We start from the raw sequence: 18,770 nt of genomic DNA on the forward strand, positions 1-18,770 counted from the left end.
AAGTTAACCGCCGGAGGCGTCATTTCGGGCATCCAGGGGCACCCAGTCGCGGCCGGTGCTGCCCGTGTAGATCTGGGTGGGCCTGTAGATCCGGTTGGCACCGAGCTGCTCCTTCCAGTGGGCCAACCAGCCGGCCACCCGGGCGATCGCGAAGATCGGTGTGAACAGGTCGCGGGGGATGCCGAGTTTCCGGTACACGAGCCCGGAATAAAAATCCACATTGGGGTAAATGCCCTTCGGCCCGAGCCGCACGGCGGCGGCGGCCTCCAGGCTCCGGGCCAGGTCGTACATCGAGTCATGGCCAAAGCGATCAAAGAGTTGCTCAGCCAGGTCCTGAAGGATCACGGCCCGGGGATCCTTCACCTTGTATTCCCGGTGCCCGAAGCCCATGATCTTCTGTTTTCCGGCGATGGCCCGATCCAGATAGGGCTCCACCTGATCCTCGCTGCCGATCTCCTCGAGCATGGCCAACACATCTTCGTTGGCACCGCCGTGCAGGGGGCCCGCCAGGGTGCCCACCGCCGAAGCCACCACGGCATAGGGATCCGTGAGGGTGCTGGCGGTGACGCGGGCGCTGAAGGTGCTGGCGTTGAGACTGTGTTCGGCGTGCAGGATCAGGCAGGCGTCCAGGATCCTGGCGGCAAGCGGATCGGGGACCCGCTCGGTGATCATGTAGAGGAAGTTGGCCGAATAAGGCAGATCGTCCCGGGGCTGGATCGGGTCCTGTCCCTTGCGGATCAGTTGAAACGCCGCCACCATCGTTGGGATCTTGGCGATCAGGCGCATCACCGCATCGACGATGTACTCGGGATCGTCGAGGGCACGGCGCGAATAGAACAAGCCCAGCGAAGCAGCGCTCGACTGGAGCGCATCCATTGGATGGCCATCGGCTGGGAAGCACTTCATCATGTCGCGGATGCGAAAGCTCACCCGCCTGTGCATCTGCACATCGTTCTCGAAGGCCCTCAACTGATCAGGGCTGGGCAGGTCCCCCCAGATCAGCAGGTAAGCGGTTTCCAGAAAGCTGCTGTTCGCCGCGAGGGCATCGACGCCATAGCCGCGGTAGGTGAGTCGCCCCTTCTGACCATCGATGTCGCAGATCGCCGACTGGGTGGCCGGCACCCCCTCCAGGCCTGGGCGGAAAGCCGGGGTCACCGGAGTTCCGGCTGCCGCTGTCTGCGTTGTTTCCACCACCATGCTGTGCGGCCCGACTGATGTGGGAATTTAGGTCCCGCCCTTCAGGGACGGCGTAGCGCCCCCGACAGGCTGAGGGGTGTGAGCAGCTGGATCAGGCAAGCGCCCGTCAGCGGGGCACCGGACCGTTCGCAGGCGGCCGGCAGCTCGAGCACGGCCACGCCGGCCTTCCTGAGCCGCAGAAAACCGGCCGGGGCTCCGCAGAGACGGCCCGCCAGGAGACTCAGATCAGGCTCGTGGCCCACCAGGCAAAGCCGTTTCCAGCCCGGCTCAGGGGCTGAGGGTCCCAGCCAGCTTGCCAGCAGGGCCAGGGGATCAGCCTCGGGCGCCAGCTCGTCGGCCAGGAGCATCCGCGGCGCCAGGCCGCCGGCAAGGGCGATTTCCGCGGTCTGCAGGGCGCGCGGCAGGGGGCTGGAGAGAATCCAGTCACAGTCGAGCTGCAGGTCAACCAGCCTCTCCACCACCGCAGCGGTGCGTTGCCGTCCCTTTGCCGTCAGGGCCCGCTCCCGCTCCGGCAGACCCTGGGCTGCGGCCAAGCTCCTCTCCTGGGCAATTCCATGGCGCAACAGCAGCAGCTCAACGGCGGGCATCGGCTCAGCCCAGCTCCAGGCGGCCATGGAGCCGCAGAGCCGGCGCAACGCCTGAATCCAGCTCAGGCTCCAGGCTGCAGCCAAAACCCTGAACGCTGTCCCTGAGCGGGCTGCCGGCCAGGCCCATCAGCAGGCGCCAGGGCTGCCAGCGGGAGAGCAGCCGCCTCCCAGGTTGGTCTGCCACGGCCACCTGCAGGGCGGCACCCGGGGCCTCCAGCGCCGCCAGCTGGCTGAGCAGCTGACGGGGCGGCCGCCCACCCTCCAGCTGTTCATCGAGAACGGCAAGTCCCTCGCCCCACCAGGCGACATCGTTCCGCTCCAAACGGGTCCCAGCCACCCTGGCCAGCAGCTGGTCGGCATCGCGCCTGCCGGCCCGGGCCTCGAGCCGGGTCCAGACCTGAAGCGGCACGCCGGCCCGGCTGAGCGGCGCGGCGATCAGCCCATCCCTGGCCAGGGCAGGCTGGATCTGACTGACACTGGGCGCCCCGGGCGAGGTCCCGAGCAGCCAGCCGCCAGACTCCTGTGCCCAGATCAGCGGACCGGTGGAGTTGGCACCCACCAGGACGGGCAGGGGGCCAGCCAGCCCAGCCAGGGCCTGCCGCAGCGGTGGTCCCAGCAGGCGCTGCCAGGCCTCGGCGGCCACAGTCGTGGTCTCGCTCAGAAGTGCTGCGGGGTTCTGGACCACCACCAGGGAAGAGGCCGGAGCGCTCAATTCCGCCAGCAAGGGTGGCGCGGCAGCCAGGGCGAGGGGCGGGAGGTCCTCTGTCAGGTCGAGGTCAGCCTCCAGCCGCAGGGCTTCCCCACTGGGGGAAAGCGCGGCGACCAGACCCACCACCGCAGGATCCGTGGCGATCTCCGCAGGGATTCCAAGCCAGTCGACGAGGGCCTCCGGCCTGGCAGTGAGCAGAGCCACGCCGTCGCCAAGCCTGACCAGATCAGCCGCCAGGCGAGGGTTCGCCGCCTGATTGAGCTCATCGATCTGGGAAACATCGAGAGCCTGCTCGAGGATGCCGCGACCGGATGCAATCAGCACCATTCGGTCGTTGATCAAGGCCGTGGCCAGGGGCCTGACGGACTGGTCGGCCAGGGCACCGCGACCACTGATCAATCCCATGCCTCGATAACTGCTGATCTGCAGTTCCGCTCCAGCAAGGCTGCGGGTCTGCCAGAAATGCTGCAGGAAGCGGCGGGCTCCCTCCTCATCCCGGCTGCGCAGAGCCAGAAACCAACCCGTGGGCCCGTCTGTTCCTTCGGGAGCCAGCACGGCCAGGCTGACTTCATCCCCCAGCCAATCGGCCAGCTCGCTGGAGTAATCGAGGCCCGCCGTGGCGAAGGCCCCATCGCGAAGGGCTTCGACGGCTGCCACCGCCTGGCGCCGCTTGCCCGGCGCGGAAACGGCCCTGGCATAGGACGCAAGCCGGTCGGGACTGACCAGCAGATGCAGGCTGAGCGGAGCGCTGCGGGGGACGAACCGCGCCGCTTCCGGCATCGAGAGACTGCGATGCTGCAGGCTGAGCGGGCTCTGCCGCAACACCAGCCACCAGCCCCCCAGGCCCAGGGCCAGCAGCACCAGGGAGAAGCTGAGCACCAGCACCAGGAAGGGGCGCGCCTTCATGCCTTGAACCCAGCGACCCCATCATCTTTATCCATACAGCTTCCTTTCCACCATTCCTGCTTCAACTCCTGCTTCACCGAACCCAGCTGTGATGACCACCCCAACCCCTCAGCCCCCGGGCACACTCACCGCCACCGATCTGCAGGAGCGTTTCGGCCGGGGGGAGCCGTTGCAACTGGTGGATGTGCGCGAAGCGGCTGAGCTGGAGCTGGCCCGACTGGCCCAGCCGGTGCTGCATCTGCCCCTGAGCCGCTCCGCCGAATGGGTTGAGCGGATCGACGAGCTTCTGGACCGGCAGAGAGAGGTGGTGGTGCTGTGCCATGCGGGCATCCGCAGCTGGCAGTTCGCCTGCTGGCTGATCGAAACCCAGGGCTTTGATCGGGTCTGGAACCTGCAGGGAGGCATCGATTCCTGGAGCGTGCAGGTGGATCGATCGGTGCCGCGCTACTGAGCCAGGGGCCCGGGGAACTGCTCAGCCCCGGGGGTGCTTGGGTGGATTCGGTGGCCGCATCGGCCGCGGTGCCGGCGGGGTGCCGCCCCAGAACTTCTGCCACAGGGAGGGTTGAGCGGAGCCACGCGGCGGGGCGGGCCTTTGCGGCTGGGGAGGTCGCCGCGCCGGCTTGTTCGGGTCTGGGCGAAAGAGATTGGCGAACCATCCCGTGGACACCTCGGATCCAGGCAGCTGTTCGGGGCGGCGCGGACCAACGACACGAACCGGCTCAAACAGATTCGCCATGAAATAGGGCTTCAGTGCCAGGTTGTAGTAGCCGACCCGACGCAAGTTCTGCTGGCGGAGCAACTGCAGGAAGGCAGCTGTGATCAAGGCAAGCAGAACCGTGACAATCGTGCGCTGCAACAAACCAACCCGGGCACCACTGAGTTGATCCCCCTGTCTGTTCTCCAGGGTGACAACAGCCTGATCAAGAGAATCAAACAGGGATTTCTTGATGGATTCGAGCGGTTGAGATGGATTGATGGCAGAGCGGATCTGGGGGAATCTCTGCAGAACCCGGGCGAGCTCGACCGGCGTTGATACGGGCTTGACCGCATCAACGACCTGCCGGCGGAATTGACGGGCCTGCTGCAATTGAACGGTCCCCTGCTCATCAGCGCCGCGGTAGGCGCGCAAGGCATCGGTGACCACCAGGGGGGCCAGCAGGGCGTAGGCGAGGGCCAGCGGCAACAGCAGCCGCTGCATTTCTCGCCGGCGGGGAAGTGGGCTCAGGGGTGGCGGGAGCCGGGGGCACCTCGCTGACATCAATCGGTCCGCGTGACGTCAACTCGGCAGTGTCATCGTTGGAAGCAACCATCGGGCCAAACAGAGATTTCACGCACAGGGATGAAGAATTCAGCAGGACCTGGGCCCAGGGCTGCCACGCCCTGCTGAATGGCTTAAACTTGGTTTGAAATGGCATCATACGCTGCCAAAGTGTTGCCAAAGTGCTCCCAAGCTATTGCCAAAAAGCCTTTCCAACCTGTGTTGCCAGAACTGACTCGGCGGGATCAACAAGTGTTGCGGGCAACCGTTCAGCACTACGTCGACACGGTTGAGCCCGTTGGCAGTCAGACCCTGGTGAAACGATTCGGATTTCCTGCCAGTCCGGCCACGGTGCGCACGGCGATGGGGGTGCTGGAGCAGAGAGGCTTGCTGGTTCAACCCCATCCGTCGGCAGGTCGCGTGCCCAGCCAGCAGGGCTATCGGCTGTTCGTGGATGATCTGCTGCCAGCCCCCGGTGCTGGTGCCCTGCAACTGGAAAAGGAGCTGCTGGCCCTGAGTCTTCAGTGGGCGGCCCTGGACGACCTGCTGCTGCATCTGGCCCGCCGCCTGGCTGACCTGACCGGCCTGCTCAGCCTGATCACCCGACCGCAACGACCGCAATCAACGCTGCAGGCGGTTCGGCTGGTTCCCAGCCAGGGACGTCTGCTGATTTTCCTGGTGGAAGCCGCCGGAGCAGCCAGCAGCCTGAACGTGCGGCTGCCGCCGGGGGCTGAGGTGGAACTGACCACACTGGAGTGCTGGGTGGTTCAACAGCTCGAAAGCAGCCTCAACGGCACCATTCACTGGCAGGAGCTGCCGTCCCAACTGGAATGCAGCGGCCGCGTGGTGCGCCAGGCCCTGAGCAGCCACCGCCTGGCACGCTCGGCGGCCAATCCCGAGGGAGCTGTGGCGCTGGGGCTGAGCGGACTCCTGGCCCAGCCCGAGTTCAGCCAGACGGCCATGCTCCGCCCCCTCGTCAAGCTGGTGGAGGAGGAGCCACAACGGCTGTTGCGGCGCAAGGGCCCCGAGTCCGCCTGGGCGAGCGATCCACCGGATGCGAACGATGCGGCGAACCCCGGCGACGGCGTGTGGATCGGAGCGGAACACCCCCACCCCGCCCTGCGGGCCTGCTCCGTGGTTCAGGCCTCCTACCGGACCGGCGATGGCAGCCGCGGCCAGGTGGCCCTGGTGGGACCGATGCGAATGGCCTACGCCACGGCCAGGGCCGCGGTCCGAACGGTGGCCACTAGCCTGCAGCGACTGCTGAGCTGAGGCTCGACCGGTGACCTATTGCGTTGGTTTCCTCCTGGAGGACGGGCTGGTGATGGCCTCCGACTCCCGAACCAATGCAGGGGTGGACTACATCTCCAGCTATCGCAAGCTGCATGTCTTCCAGCCCAGCGCCGATCGCCTGTTCCTGCTGCTGGCGGCCGGCAATCTGGCCACCACCCAGGCGATCCTGAACTGGATCAACCGCGACCTCAACCGGGCCCGGCGCGAGGGGAGCACCCATCTCCAGGACGGCCCGGAATCCCTGGCTGACGCACCGTCCGATCACGACACCCCACCCCATGCCGACCTGCTGACCGCCCGCTATCTGTTCGAAGCCGCCGACTACATCGGCAGGTTGAGCGTGGCGGTGCAGAAGGAAACCCATTCGGCCCTGCGCCAGGTGGGTGCCAGCGGAGCCGCCTCCTTCATCCTGGGGGGCCAGATTGCCGGCCAGCCCCACGGCCTGTTCCAGATCTATGCGCAGGGCAACGCGATCATGGCCACACCGGAAACACCTTTCCTGCAGATCGGGGAAAGCAAATACGGCAAGCCACCTCTCGACGGCGTCGGCCATCACCGGCTTTCGCTCAATGATGCCGCCCGGCTCTGCCTGATGTCCCAGGTGATCACGCGACGCTCCAACCTCACCGTCGGCCCGCCGTTCGAAGTGGCGCTCTACCCACGCGACAGCCTGGCCATCTCGCAGCAACTCAAACTGGAGCGTGGGGCCGCCGAGCTCGACACCATGGTTGATGTCTGGAATGAGAGCCAACGCCAGGCCCTGGAGCGGATGCCCCGCTTCCCATGGGAAGAGCAGGGCTGAGGGCATGGGGAATGCCAGCCAGAACCATGGCTCCAGCTGGGTGTCCACCGGTCACCTGCCGGACCCGGCGATCGTCCAGGCGCTGATCCGCGAGGCCCACCAGCGTTTCGGCACGATCGGTGATGGCCGTGTCGCCGATTACATCCCCGCCCTTGCCAGCGCCAACCCCGACAGCTTCGCGATCGCCGTGGCGGACACCAACGGCGACCTTTTCGCAGTAGGCGATGCAAGCCAGCCATTCAGCATCCAGAGCCTTTCCAAGCCCTTCATGTTCGCCCTCGTCTGCCAGGCGATCGGCGAGCAGGACGCCCGCCTGAAGCTGGGAGTCAACAGCACCGGCCTGCCGTTCAACTCGGTGCTGGCGGCGGAGCGCTCGGTGGAGGGACTCAGCAATCCGATGGTGAATGCCGGAGCGATCGCCGCCACCAGCCTGGCGCCGGGCAGCACGGCTGAAGCGAAATGGGCCTTCATCAGCGAGGGCTTCTCCCGCTTCGCCGGCCGGGAGCTGCAGATCGATGCTGAGGTCTACGCCTCCGAAGCCGCCAGCAACCAGCGCAATTCCGGCATCGCCAGCCTGCTGGGCAGCCATGAGCGGATCTACTTCGATCCCGAAGCCGCCACCGACCTCTACACACGCCAGTGCTCCCTGGCCGTGACCAGCGGGGATCTGGCGGTGATGGCAGCCACGATGGCGAACGGCGGCCGCAACCCGCTCAGCGGCGAGCAGGTGATCGAAGCGATCCATTGCCAGCATGTGCTGGCAGTGATGGTGACTGCAGGGCTCTACGAGAACTCCGGCGACTGGCTCTATGCGATCGGCCTGCCGGGCAAGAGCGGTGTGGCCGGCGGCATGATCACGGTGGCACCCGGCAAGGGCGGACTGGCCACCTATTCACCGCCGCTCGATGAGGCAGGCAACAGCGTGCGCGGTCAGCTCACCGCCCGGTTTCTCTCCGAGCAACTGGGCCTCAACCTGTTCGCCTCAAGGCCAGGCTGCAGCAGCTGATTGCCCGGCCCCTGCGGAGCCATCAGCCCGCCATCGTGTCGCCGAGCCGCTCGGCCACGGTGTTCACATCCTTGTCGCCGCGGCCGGAAAGGTTGATCACCAGCTCGGTGCCCGGCGCCAGGGTGGGGCAGAGCTGCTCCAGCCAGGCGAAGGCATGGGCGGTTTCCAGGGCAGGGATGATCCCCTCCAGCCGGCTGACCCGCTGCAGGGCATCAAGGGCCTGCTGATCGGTGACGGCGACATACTCGGCGCGGCCCAGCTCCTTGAGGTAGCTGTGCTCCGGACCGACACCGGGATAATCCAGGCCGGCGCTGATCGAATGGGCCTCCTGCACCTGACCCTCGGCGTCCTGGAGCAGCAGGCTCATCGCCCCGTGCAGCACACCGATCCTGCCTTCGGTGATCGTGGCGGCATGGCGGCCGCTGGCCACCCCTTCACCGGCGGCTTCCACACCGATCAGGCGTACGGCGGTGTCAGCCACGAAAGGATGAAAGAGGCCCATGGCATTGGAGCCGCCGCCGACGCAGGCCAGCAGCACATCCGGCAGGCGGCCGAAGGCTTCAGCGCACTGGCGTCTGGCCTCCTGGCCGATCACCGCATGGAAATCACGTACCAGCATCGGGTAGGGATGGGGGCCGGCCACCGAGCCGAGGATGTAGTGGGTGCCCTCCACGTTGGTCACCCAGTCGCGGATCGCTTCGCTGGTGGCATCCTTCAAGGTGGCTGAGCCGGCGGTGACGGGTTGCACGGTGGCCCCCAGCAGCCGCATCCGAAACACGTTGAGGGCCTGACGGCGCATGTCCTCAGCGCCCATGTAGATCACGCACTCCAGGCCGAAACGGGCACACACCGTGGCTGTGGCGACCCCATGCTGGCCGGCACCGGTTTCGGCGATGATCCTTTTCTTGCCCATGCGCAGAGCCAGCAGCGCCTGGCCCAGGGCGTTGTTGATCTTGTGGGCGCCCGTGTGGTTGAGGTCTTCCCGCTTCAGCCAGATGCGCGGCCCACCCTCGGGACGCCGGTAGTGATCGCTGAGCCTCTCCGCCTCGTACAACGGAGTGGGCCGGCCCACATAGGTGCGCAACAGGTGATCGAGCCGGCTGGTGAAGGCTGGATCCGCCCAGGCCTCGGCGGCGGCGTCCTCCAGCTCGGCCAGGGCGGGCATCAGGGTTTCCGGCACGTACTGGCCGCCGAAACGGCCGAAGCGGCCCAGGGCATTGGGGCGCACCGAAGGCTCCAGGGTGGCGGGATCCGGCTGGGGGAAAGGGAGCGTGCTGGTCACCGGTAGCTGGGCGCGAGGCGATCAGCCTAGGAAGAAGCCCGCTTGAGCTTCGCCCGGCGCACCAACAGGGGGAACGCTGCGCTTTGATCGCTCAGGCAGGGAAGCGGATCGGATGGGCAAGGGAGGCTGGCAGGAATTCAGCGGGGCGGACAGCCTTGAGCGGCCCTCCTCTCCAGCCGCGCCACCCCCGGCCCGCGCCCTGCAACGGGTGCGGGTGCAGCGCACCAGAGCGGGCAAGGGGGGGAAGCTGGTGACGGCGATCACCGGTCTGGAGATCGCCGAAGCCGAGGCCAGGGCCCTGCTGAAGCTGCTCAAGGCGAAAGCCGGCACCGGCGGCAGCTTCAAAGACGGGGTGATCGAGCTGCAGGGGGATCAGCTGGCAACTGCGCTGGAGGCACTGGAGGCGGCCGGCTTCCGGCCGAAGCAGGCGGGGGGTTGACGGCAATGGACCCCACATAACGAACCGCTGGAAAAGTTAGAGAAATGCATCAGAGTGAGGATGACCTACCGGGCTGATTGGTGACGCTGACCAGCCTGCAAGTGGCCATTGATGCTGTGCCCTTTTGGTGGCGGGCCCTTACACGGCCAGCCCGTTGGCTGCTGGGTCTGCAGTTCGTTCTATTCATCCCGTACCTACTGGAGATGCCCTCCCGAGAGGCATCGGCGTACGTGGTGGAATCGCTGAACCTGTTGCAATTCCTTGTGGTGTGGTGCGCCTGGTGCGAGCAACTGTTCAGTCTGCGGCGCTGTTTTCAGGCGACGGAAACCCAGCACCCCTCCCTTTGGCGGAGGTTAACCCTGGATCTTTACGGGGGATTCTTGTTTATGGCGGTGCTCAGCTTGCTGGTGACCGTGCATCCCCTGCTCGGGATCGGGGCGATGTTCCTGCTGTTCACCAGCGTGGAAGCCCTTGATGTGAACCTGGGCAATCGCTCGATCGCGGGCGCCCTAGTCGGTGGCATGGGCCGGAGTTACCGGCTGATCAGCTCCGAGCCGTGGCGGTTCCTGGCACGCCTGCTGACCCCAGGCCTGGTGCTCTATGCCGGCGGCTCGTTGGTGGTTGGACTGCGTCAATGGGCCACAGAGCTGCCCCCCCCCTGGCTGAAAATCCTTGGATTATTACTCGCCGGCCTGGCGCTGTTGCTTTGGCTGGGCTTCTTTGCACTGGCCCAGTTGCGGATCCAGGTGCGATCGATGGCGATCGATGTCGATGACCTGCTGATCGCCGAGGACGATGCCAACCATGCGACTCTGAACGATTCCCCGCTCGATCCAGAAAGCCTGAGCAGCCTGCGCCTACTCGCTGGGCGCATTGGGGCGATGAGCGGATGGGCCGCCACTGCAATCAGCGTGGCGATGGGCCTGTGGCTGGTATACCAGCTGGGACGCAATGGACTGCTCAACACGGCGGCTTTGGTGGAGGCCTTCCAGGGAATGGTGGCGTTCGTGACCTCCACGGTGCAAGCGTCTGTCGACCTGCTTCTCAAGCTGGGGTTCCTGACCGTGGTGGTGGGCGCGGTGGCCTGTGGGGTTTGGCTGCTGGTCAGACTAGGGCACCGCAGTCCGCTCAGTCTGCGGAAAGGACTCGACAAGGCCGTGCGGAACGCCATCGGTGGGGCAAGGGATTTCCTGGCCAAGGATCTCGGGCTCTCCAGTTCCACCCTCGGGATCGGAACCCTGCTCACGGCATTGGGCACTGTCGCGGTCCAGACCTATGCCTCGGTGCAGGATGGCCAGCTCCAGCAACAGAAGGATCAGCAGTCCCAGGAACAGAACCACAAGGCGGAGCAGGAGGTAAAACAGCAGTTGAACGGCCGCATGGACGGGCTGGAGATAGCACTCAAAGCCAAAGTGGAAACCTTCGTTCTCGACGCCAAGAAGGACAACCAAGATCAGCGCGTCCAGATGGCGTCGGATCTGCGGGATGTGCTGCCCCAGCTGAGACGGCCCGATGGTGGGGCGGATGGGGAACGCAAGGGCAACATCCTGCGTCACCTCTACGAATCGGGACTGCTGCTGCCCAATGATCAGAAACCGTCCGAGCATAAAAAATCGAACGACAGACAGACTGAATGCGCGAAAGAGTTGGACAAATATCAAGACTTTGCGAATCTGGGGGGAAAGTCCCAGCGAGATGCTGAAAGTATAATTTCAACAGAGCTAAAAAGCTGTTTACCGGGAGTTTATCTCGGCAGCATGAACTTCAGCGGAGCCAACTTGAACGGTGCATTTCTAGAAAGAAGTTTTTTGCCTTTTCTCAATCTTAACTCTGCCAATCTGCGCGGAGCGAAACTACAGGGCGCGAACTTGAGGCATGCCCAAATGCAAGACACTGATCTCAGAGGTGCTGATCTGAGAGGGGCCGATCTGAGGGGAGCCGTAGTCGTCGGTTCCGACCTCACCGACGTACAGCTCGATTGCAAAACTCAAATGGATGGTCTCGTAGCCTTCTATGCCCATTTCCCTCCCGAGAACCGCAATGCCCTGCCAGATCCCGGCAAATGTGGAAAAGATATTCCTTTGAAAAAACCTCAGGTGATTTCCTGGGATCCCTTAAAGTATACTCGCCCCTTGACGTCTGACGAGGAGAAAGACCGTGCCCGGTGGTCCTTCTGCCCGCTGGACCCGGTTCAGGAGCTGATCCAGGACCAGGACCACTTCCAGGCAGGATCGAGATGCTCAAACAGGCGCTTCGAAGGTGGGGTGTATGGGGTGAATTCAGTCAGCCTTTTGAAGAGCGATCCCCTGAACCGCAACTACACTATCTTCTGGTCTGGCGGGGAGTTCATCAATACCCATTTCGAACTACTAACTTTGCAAAATGTTGACCTGGTAGGGGCCACACTTGAAAATGCCAATTTCAAAAATGTGCGACTTAAGAACGTGGACTTCACCGGCGCTAACCTGCAGGGCGCCACTTTCAGTGACTCCACCCTGGAGGATGTGAACTTCACCGGAGCCAATCTGCGCAAGGTGAGTTTTGAACGGGTGCGCGCTCGCAACGTACACCTTCAGGGCATCGTTGTCGACAATTTCCTCAACTTGGGTTCCTACAACGAGTCTTTACAGCGCGAAGGGGCTTTCAAGAGCAACGGTTTCGAGAGACACGTCCAGGACGAACTGGCAACCTTCCGCCAGGACTTTCTGGCTCCAATCCTGTTCGGCCCGCTGACACTTCGCCCCCTGCATCTTCTTTATTGGATGCTGCCCAACGCCCTGCCACAGCATTTCGCCATCCACCCAGGCACGGCCCCGTGAAGACCATACAAGCCTGCAGCCATACCCTCGGCCTCATGCTGATTGGCGCAGTCACGATATACATCAATGGCAGCTCGGTAGAGCAACCTTTACGAGGTTATGACAAAGCTCTATTGCCCTTTCTCCAGAAGGACAATCCCTATTTACTCAACGGAATGGACCTGAGCTTGGAGGGGATGGGAGCCCCCCTGCCTCTAGGCCAGATCCGCGGGGAGGACCTCTCCGGCATGGACCTTCGCAAGGCCATGTTTTCCCACCATGGCTTGCACGGCCTGCGACTGCGGGGAAGCCACCTGAGCCAAGCCAACTTCAGCTGCGTACCCCTCAAGAATGTGGATTTCTCCGGAGCGGATCTGCACGAATCACGTTTCGATTTCAGCTCCTGCCAATCACAGCTGCCCCCCTTGGACAAAAAATGTCCGGAGGGGATAAAGCTGTTGGGTGGCACCAGCTCCTGCTTCATCCTCAAGGCCGATCTGGTTGGAGCGAACCTCAGCGGCGCGCTGCTGCAAGGGAAGCTGTCGAAATGGAAAGTCAATACCAAGGGTGAGATCCCCAAGACCGACCCCTTCTTGCAAGGGAAGTTGTCGGACAAATGGAAAGTCAATACCAAGGGTGAGATCCCCAAGAGCAACCCCTGTGAGCAATGGTTAGTGATCCAGGGCAAGCTGGATGGCGCCCGCTTTGAGCGGGCCACCTTGCGGTGCGTGGCCCTGATCAACCAATCCCCCTCCCCCAAGGGAGCGGGCAGGCAGGCCTATGCCGGAATCAGCTTCATTCAGACCAACCTCGACCACCTGCTGCTTGAGAGCGGCAACTTCCTGTTCTCCGACTTCTGGCAGGCTCAGGTAAGCCATCTGGCGGTCCGCCTACCTGCCGCAAATCTGCGGTTCTCCTCCTTGGCGGAATTGCAACAATGCCCGACCGAGGGATGTTTGTTGGAGGTAATCCCGGCTGGCCCGCTGGCCAGCTTTTACGCGATCAAAAACCGACTCTCTCTCAACGTTATGGGGAGTCGGATCCACTCCAATCTGCCTCTGGCCGCCAGCTCAAGTGAATGGCCCGCCCTGATGTGCAACAACAAGCGTGACGAGCCCATCTGGACTTCGGTCCCCATGGACTCTATCGGATCTAATTTAAGAAATCCGCCTCCAAAACTTCCCGATGGTTTGTGCGAATCGGGCAGGCTAGTGGCATCCAGGGCTGGTTCCGCAAAGACGCAATGATGCCTTCCAGGCCATCACATTCCTATCACCACCGCCCCAGCCTCCAACACTACCCCCAACCCCGCCACCAACATCACATGGCACCACTAAGCGGGGGGCCAAGCGGCACAGACCCATCATTGGAGCCATCACAGCTCCAACCTGAGGTTCAACGGACTCTCGGGGGCCGGCAAGAGCAACCTGGCCAAAAGCATTCTGAGCGCCTTCTGCTCATCGCCCTTATGCCCACCCTGCATCATTAAATTGTTATCGCGGTAACATGCGATTTCTACAAATTTGCCTGTGCCGCCTCGGCCCTGAGCGCCTCCCCAGGGGGCTCAGGTAGCTCCAGTCGCCGGGCCAGTTCATCGAGGAAGGTTTTCAGGCAGCTCGCCACCGGCACCGCCAGCAACAGGCCGAGCAGATCGCCCATCCCCAGCAGGCTGCCCACCCGGGCGCCGATCGGCAGGCTGACCAGCAGCCAGGCGGGCTGCAGCCCGACGATCTGGCCCATCAGCCGCGGCTGGATCACCTGGTCCACCACCTGTCCCACCGTGATCGCCACCGCCAGCACCTCCAGGCCGGTGCGGGGATTCTCGAGGGCCAGCAGGGCGCTCACCAGGATGATCGTCAGGGCGCTGGCATAGGGAATCAGGGTGGTGAAACCGATCGCCACCGCAAACAGCACGCCATAGGGAATGCCCAGCAGCGTGAACACCAGGATCTGGGCACCGCTGAGAATCAGAGCCAGCACCACCTGTCCGGCGAAGTAGCCGCGAAAGGTGCGGTACACCGTGCTCAGCACCAGCTGCCTCCAGCTCGATGGCAGCCAGCGACCCAGGCCCTGACTGATCGATTCGCCCCCGGCCAGCAGGAACACCGCCAGCACTACCACGATCACGCTGTTGATGGTGAGGGTGAGCGTGGCCCCGAGCAGGCTGAGCAACTGCTGGCTGAGCTGGCTGGCCAGTTTGGTGGAGCGGCTGAGCAGCTCACTGCTCAGGTCGCCGAAGTCAGCGGGCAGCCCATGGGCCGTGGCCCAGTCCTGGGCCTGGTTGAGCAGGATTTCCCCCTGAACCAGCCAGCCTGGCAAGGCATGAAGCAGGTCGCTCAGCTGCTGCACCAGGCGCGGCAGCAGCCACAGGGCCACCAGCACCAGCAGCCCGAGGCCGGCGCCCATCACCAGCAGGAAGGACAGCCGTCGCGGCACGCCATGGCCGGTCAGCCAGCGGGTCGGGATGTCGAGCAGGAAAGCGATCAGGGCCGCTGTGAGAAACAGGGCCGGAAAAGGCGCCAGGGGAACGAGCAGCTGACGCAGCACAAACAGGTTGAGCACCAGAAGCGGCAGGGTCAGGCCTACGCGCATCGGCAGCGACGACGGGAAGGCAGGGGGCGCGTCGGGAACCATCAGCCGTCCTGCCGTTCGATGTCCCGGCCGTAGCCGGCCACCCCCAGCCTCAGCAGACGCTCGTCCTTGCTTCGCACCTGGTCGTGCAGTTCGGCTCGATGCTGAACCAGCCGCTCGGCCAGGGCGGCATCCGCCGTGGCCAGGATCTGCGCCGCCAGCAGGCCGGCGTTGAGTCCGTTACCGATCGCCACGGTGGCGACGGGAATGCCTGCCGGCATCTGCACGATCGAAAGCAGTGAATCCAGTCCGGAGAGGGCCCGGCTCTGCACCGGCACCCCGATCACGGGCAGGGGCGTCAGCGCCGCCACCATGCCGGGCAGATGGGCCGCCCCGCCGGCCCCGGCGATGATCACCTTGAGGCCACGCTCGGCGGCCCCACGGGCAAAGGCCACCATCTCCAGTGGTGTGCGGTGGGCGGAGAGCACCCGCACCTCCACGGCAATCCCGAACTGCTCCAACACGGCCACCGCCGGCTCCAGGGTGGGCAGGTCCGAATCACTGCCCATCACCACCGCCACCCGGATGGGGTCGGGCAGGGCTGAAGGGTTGCCGGCGGCAGCCAGGGGCGGATCAACCACGGAGAGAAACCATGGAGCATGGGCAGCGAGGATGGCATTCTCCCGCTCACGGCGCCCCGGTGCCCATCACCATGCGCTGGCTCAGCAACGTTCGGCTTCCCCAGTCCGGCCCCTGCATCCACAGGCGGGACCGGCGCTGGCGGATCGGGGTCGACCCCCAAGGCCAGATCGCCAGCGTCACGTTGTTGGCAAGCGGCAGCCAGGCCGCCGGTCACGACTGGCGCGGCGACTGGCTGAGCCCGGCCGGCGTGGACCTCCAGATCAACGGTGGGCTTGGCCTGGCCTTCCCGGAACTCGAACCGGCTGATCTGCCGCGCCTGCTGGAGCTGCTGGAGCTGCTCTGGCGCGATGGAGTCGAAGCGATCTGCCCCACCCTGGTGACCTGCGCCATCGAGCCGCTGCGCCAGGCCCTGACGGTGCTCGGCGAAGCCCGCGCCCAGCACCGTTCCGGCCGCTGCCAGCTGCTGGGAGCACACCTGGAGGGCCCCTTCCTGGCCCACGCCCGCCGCGGCGCCCACCCCGAACAACACCTCTGCGTCCCGAGCAGCGCCGCCCTGGCCGAACGCATCGAAGGCTTCGAGGACGCCATCGACCTGGTGACCCTGGCGCCGGAACTGGAGGGGGCCGACGCCGTGATCGACGCCCTGCGCCGCCAGGGAATCGTGGTGAGCCTGGGCCACAGCGCCGCCAGCGAAACCGAAGCCACGGACGCCTTTGGCGCCGGAGTGGGCATGGTGACCCATGCCTTCAACGCCATGCCTGGCCTGCACCATCGTGCACCGGGGCCGGTGGGGGCTGCCGTCCTGCGGGGGGATGTCGCCCTCGGCCTGATCGCCGATGGCGTGCACGTGGCTCCCACCATGGCGGTGCTGCTGCAGAGGCTGGCCCCCCAGCAGGTGGTGCTGGTCAGCGACGCCCTCGGCCCCTACGGACTCGCGGCCGGTCGCCACAGCTGGGACGAACGTCTCCTGCTGGTGGAGGACGGCAGCTGCCGCCTGGAGGACGGCACCCTGGCCGGAGCCACCTTGCCGCTGCTGGAGGGGGTGGTGCGGCTGGCCCGCTGGAGTGGCGAACCAGGTCGGGCGATCGCCGCCGCCACGGTGCTGCCCCGCCGGGTGCTGGGTGAGGACCGGCCGGTGGAGGAGATTCTGGTGGGACTGCCCCTGGCCGAAACCCTGCGCTGGAGCCAGAGCAGCGAGGGACAGCTGGGGTGGTCAAGGAGCAGCTCCTGAGCCCTCCTTAGGATTCGGCGGGAACGGCTTCGAGCAACACCCCGCACCATGTCCACCACCCCAGCCGAAACAGGCGTCATCGCCGACGAGAAGGCGGAGGTTCAGGCCTACTTCAACAACACCGGCTTCGAACGCTGGAACCGCATCTACAGCGAGAGCGACGACGTCAACAGGGTGCAGCGGAACATCCGGCTCGGCCACCAGAAGACCGTTGATCAGGTGCTGGCCTGGTTGCAGGAGGAGGGGGATCTGGCATCGCGCAGCTTCTGCGACGCCGGTTGCGGAGTGGGAAGCCTCAGCCTGCCCCTGGCGGCGCTGGGTGCCGGTTCGATCGAGGCCAGCGACCTGTCGGAAGCGATGGTGACGGAGGCGCGGCGACGCGCCGAGGCGGCCGGGATCGAGGCCGGGCGCCTTCAGTTCACCGCTTCGGATCTGGAGAGCCTGGGCGGCAGCTACGACACGGTGATCTGCCTGGATGTGTTCATCCACTATCCCCAGGAGCCGGCCGAGCAGATGGTGAACCACCTCGCTTCCCTGGCCACCCGGAAGTTGATCGTGAGCTTCGCGCCCTACACCCCCCTGCTCGCCGCCCTGAAGCGGGTGGGCGATTTCTTCCCGGGCCCGAGCAAGGCCACCCGCGCCTACACCTTGCGGGAGGACGGCATTGTGGCGGCGGCCCAGAGGAGTGGCTTTCGCGCTCAGCGCCGCAGCCTCAACAAGGCACCGTTCTACTTTTCGAGGCTGATCGAATTCGAGCGGATCTGAAGCAGTCTGGGTTTTCTCGAATCCAGGAATACTCTGGCCATGATGGCCACCAGGTTCGCTGGAGAGCAGTGCTCCCTTGATTGATCAACGACACTGTGTCGATTGGGCCCGCTCGATGCGGGAGCCGGAGGCCTTTGCCAGTGAGCAAGCCGCACTGGGCCAGGTCTGGACGCTGCTGGGCCTGACGACCGACATCCCGAACGACAACGACTGGATCCGCTGCAGCCTGGGCGGCGGATCGGTGTTTGTTCAGCGCTTCGGGGCATCGATCAAGGGATTTGAGAATGTCTGTCGCCATCGCTTTCATCCGATTCGCACGGCAGCGAAAGGATCCGGCCTGGTCCGCTGCGCCTTCCATCATTGGGTCTACAACCAGGAAGGGGAAGCGGTGGGCATCCCCCAGTGCAAGAAACTGTTCGGAAGGTCCCCCAAGGAGCTGGGGGCACGGCTGAGGAGCGTTGAGATCGCCTGCTGCGGTGTGCTCATCTTTGGACGCTTTGCTCATCAGGCCTCGATGAGAACAGATTCCACCGCGGGCGAAGCGGCTTCATCCGAGTGGACCACAGCAGATCCTTCGACTACCAACCAGGACCAGGGTCTTGAGGAGTTTCTTGGTGATGGCTGGCCCATTCTGCGGGCGATGTGCCGAAAAGGGATTCGACCTGGCTACAGCTCCACCGTAGTTCAGGCAAATTGGAAACTGCTTGTTGAGATCACGCTTGAGGAGTATCACGCGTTTGCCGTTCACCCAACCAGCTTTGGAAAGGGAGGCTGGCTCGATCCCGATGAAGCCTATTATCCAAGATTCGATCCACACAGTGCATTCTTCTATGGCGGGCAGCAAGGTGACCTGTCATCCATGGCGGCAGATTGCCAGGCTGGAAACTATCAGCCCAAAGAGTACCGAATCCTGAACATTTTCCCAAACTTCCTAGTTAATCACAACCTAGCTCTTCAAGCATGGTATGTAACGATAACACAGTCAGTCCCTATAGATCATCACTCGACCACGGTTCGGAGCTGGTTTTTCCAAGCCCCTTTCAAGAGGCCTCAAGCCTCATGGTTCAGACTTCAGGTTGAGCAATTCATCAATCTCTGGCTGCCATTCTTTGTTGGAATCTTCAACAGAAAGATCACCCATGAAGATCATGTGATCTGCGAGGCCATGCAGGTCCCTGCGAGTTCAATCAATGAGTCCCCCATACTCGGGCGTGAAGAAAACCGGATCGCCTGGTTCAGGGAGGCCTATTGGAAGGCATTGGCCCAGTCAAGTCGGTAGACAAC

At 64.3% G+C, this 18,770-nt stretch carries 17 protein-coding genes; 10 read left to right on the forward strand and 7 right to left on the reverse strand.

Annotated elements, in window-relative coordinates:
• Nucleotides 1-3: 3 nt before the first annotated feature.
• The 3 genes from KQ307_RS00290 to KQ307_RS00300 are packed head-to-tail and all read right to left on the reverse strand — an operon-like array spanning nucleotide 4 to nucleotide 3,399.
• Entirely contained in the window at nucleotides 4-1,197 is a 1,194-nt protein-coding gene (locus KQ307_RS00290) for a citrate synthase (RefSeq protein ID WP_259701184.1), read from the reverse strand.
• 41 nt (nucleotides 1,198-1,238) lie between these two features.
• A complete protein-coding gene (locus tag KQ307_RS00295; RefSeq protein ID WP_259726557.1) occupies nucleotides 1,239-1,784 on the reverse strand; it encodes a histidine phosphatase family protein in 546 nt (181 codons plus the stop codon).
• A gap of 4 nt (nucleotides 1,785-1,788) precedes the next feature.
• A complete protein-coding gene (locus KQ307_RS00300) occupies nucleotides 1,789-3,399 on the reverse strand; it encodes a DUF3352 domain-containing protein (RefSeq protein ID WP_259726558.1) in 1,611 nt (536 codons plus the stop codon).
• 91 nt (nucleotides 3,400-3,490) lie between these two features.
• Between KQ307_RS00300 and KQ307_RS00305 the strand changes: the two genes are divergently transcribed.
• Nucleotides 3,491-3,850, forward strand: coding sequence for a rhodanese-like domain-containing protein (locus KQ307_RS00305; RefSeq protein ID WP_259726559.1), 360 nt, complete (start codon nucleotides 3,491-3,493; stop codon nucleotides 3,848-3,850).
• Between the two features lie 21 nt (nucleotides 3,851-3,871).
• On the opposite strand, the gene KQ307_RS00310 is transcribed toward KQ307_RS00305, so the two are convergent.
• Nucleotides 3,872-4,597 (reverse strand): hypothetical protein, encoded by a 726-nt coding sequence (locus KQ307_RS00310; RefSeq protein ID WP_259726560.1) that lies wholly within the window; start codon nucleotides 4,595-4,597, stop codon nucleotides 3,872-3,874.
• Nucleotides 4,598-4,807: 210 nt separating this feature from the next.
• Here KQ307_RS00310 and KQ307_RS00315 point away from each other — a divergent pair, with 210 nt between their 5' ends.
• Genes KQ307_RS00315 through glsA form a run of 3 tightly spaced genes read left to right on the forward strand, consistent with a single transcriptional unit; the run spans nucleotide 4,808 to nucleotide 7,758 of the window.
• Nucleotides 4,808-5,929, forward strand: a complete 1,122-nt coding sequence (locus tag KQ307_RS00315; RefSeq protein ID WP_399241660.1) for a heat-inducible transcriptional repressor HrcA — start codon at nucleotides 4,808-4,810, stop codon at nucleotides 5,927-5,929.
• Between the two features lie 10 nt (nucleotides 5,930-5,939).
• Nucleotides 5,940-6,752, forward strand: coding sequence for a 20S proteasome subunit A/B (locus tag KQ307_RS00320; RefSeq protein ID WP_259701190.1), 813 nt, complete (start codon nucleotides 5,940-5,942; stop codon nucleotides 6,750-6,752).
• A 4-nt stretch (nucleotides 6,753-6,756) separates the two neighbouring features.
• Nucleotides 6,757-7,758: a glutaminase A gene (glsA, locus tag KQ307_RS00325; RefSeq protein WP_259701191.1), complete on the forward strand. Its 1,002-nt coding sequence runs from the start codon at nucleotides 6,757-6,759 to the stop codon at nucleotides 7,756-7,758.
• A 22-nt stretch (nucleotides 7,759-7,780) separates the two neighbouring features.
• On the opposite strand, the gene trpB is transcribed toward glsA, so the two are convergent.
• The gene (trpB, locus tag KQ307_RS00330; RefSeq protein ID WP_259701192.1) at nucleotides 7,781-9,040 is read right to left on the reverse strand and encodes a tryptophan synthase subunit beta; all 1,260 of its coding nucleotides are present in this window, start codon (nucleotides 9,038-9,040) and stop codon (nucleotides 7,781-7,783) included.
• A gap of 112 nt (nucleotides 9,041-9,152) precedes the next feature.
• On the opposite strand from trpB, the gene KQ307_RS00335 reads away from it, so the two are divergent.
• From KQ307_RS00335 to KQ307_RS00345, 3 genes are all read left to right on the forward strand, one after another.
• A complete protein-coding gene (locus KQ307_RS00335) occupies nucleotides 9,153-9,479 on the forward strand; it encodes a translation initiation factor (protein WP_259701193.1) in 327 nt (108 codons plus the stop codon).
• An 80-nt stretch (nucleotides 9,480-9,559) separates the two neighbouring features.
• Nucleotides 9,560-12,298 (forward strand): pentapeptide repeat-containing protein, encoded by a 2,739-nt coding sequence (locus KQ307_RS00340; protein ID WP_259726561.1) that lies wholly within the window; start codon nucleotides 9,560-9,562, stop codon nucleotides 12,296-12,298.
• Nucleotides 12,295-13,524: a pentapeptide repeat-containing protein gene (locus KQ307_RS00345; RefSeq protein WP_259726562.1), complete on the forward strand. Its 1,230-nt coding sequence runs from the start codon at nucleotides 12,295-12,297 to the stop codon at nucleotides 13,522-13,524. The genes KQ307_RS00340 and KQ307_RS00345 overlap by 4 nt, the downstream gene beginning before the upstream one ends.
• Before the next feature lie 268 nt (nucleotides 13,525-13,792).
• Here KQ307_RS00345 and KQ307_RS00350 read toward each other — a convergent pair whose 3' ends face one another.
• Together KQ307_RS00350 and purE are read right to left on the reverse strand one after the other, a co-directional pair.
• Nucleotides 13,793-14,911, reverse strand: a complete 1,119-nt coding sequence (locus tag KQ307_RS00350) for an AI-2E family transporter (protein ID WP_259726563.1) — start codon at nucleotides 14,909-14,911, stop codon at nucleotides 13,793-13,795.
• Nucleotides 14,911-15,417, reverse strand: coding sequence for a 5-(carboxyamino)imidazole ribonucleotide mutase (purE, locus tag KQ307_RS00355; RefSeq protein ID WP_259701221.1), 507 nt, complete (start codon nucleotides 15,415-15,417; stop codon nucleotides 14,911-14,913). Before purE ends, KQ307_RS00350 begins: the two co-directional genes overlap by 1 nt.
• Nucleotides 15,418-15,560: 143 nt before the next feature.
• Between purE and KQ307_RS00360 the strand changes: the two genes are divergently transcribed.
• The 3 genes from KQ307_RS00360 to KQ307_RS00370 all read left to right on the forward strand — a co-directional run bounded on the left by KQ307_RS00360 (nucleotide 15,561) and on the right by KQ307_RS00370 (nucleotide 18,765).
• On the forward strand, nucleotides 15,561-16,721 hold the full coding sequence (locus KQ307_RS00360) for an N-acetylglucosamine-6-phosphate deacetylase (RefSeq protein WP_259726612.1): 1,161 nt from the start codon (nucleotides 15,561-15,563) through the stop codon (nucleotides 16,719-16,721).
• A 48-nt stretch (nucleotides 16,722-16,769) separates the two neighbouring features.
• Nucleotides 16,770-17,486: a magnesium protoporphyrin IX methyltransferase gene (gene bchM, locus KQ307_RS00365; RefSeq protein WP_259726564.1), complete on the forward strand. Its 717-nt coding sequence runs from the start codon at nucleotides 16,770-16,772 to the stop codon at nucleotides 17,484-17,486.
• A gap of 115 nt (nucleotides 17,487-17,601) precedes the next feature.
• Nucleotides 17,602-18,765, forward strand: coding sequence for an aromatic ring-hydroxylating dioxygenase subunit alpha (locus KQ307_RS00370; protein WP_259726565.1), 1,164 nt, complete (start codon nucleotides 17,602-17,604; stop codon nucleotides 18,763-18,765).
• The last annotated feature ends 5 nt before the right edge of the window (nucleotides 18,766-18,770 follow it).

Source organism: Synechococcus sp. CS-1326, from assembly GCF_025128115.1.
Taxonomy (GTDB): Bacteria; Cyanobacteriota; Cyanobacteriia; order PCC-6307; family Cyanobiaceae; genus Regnicoccus.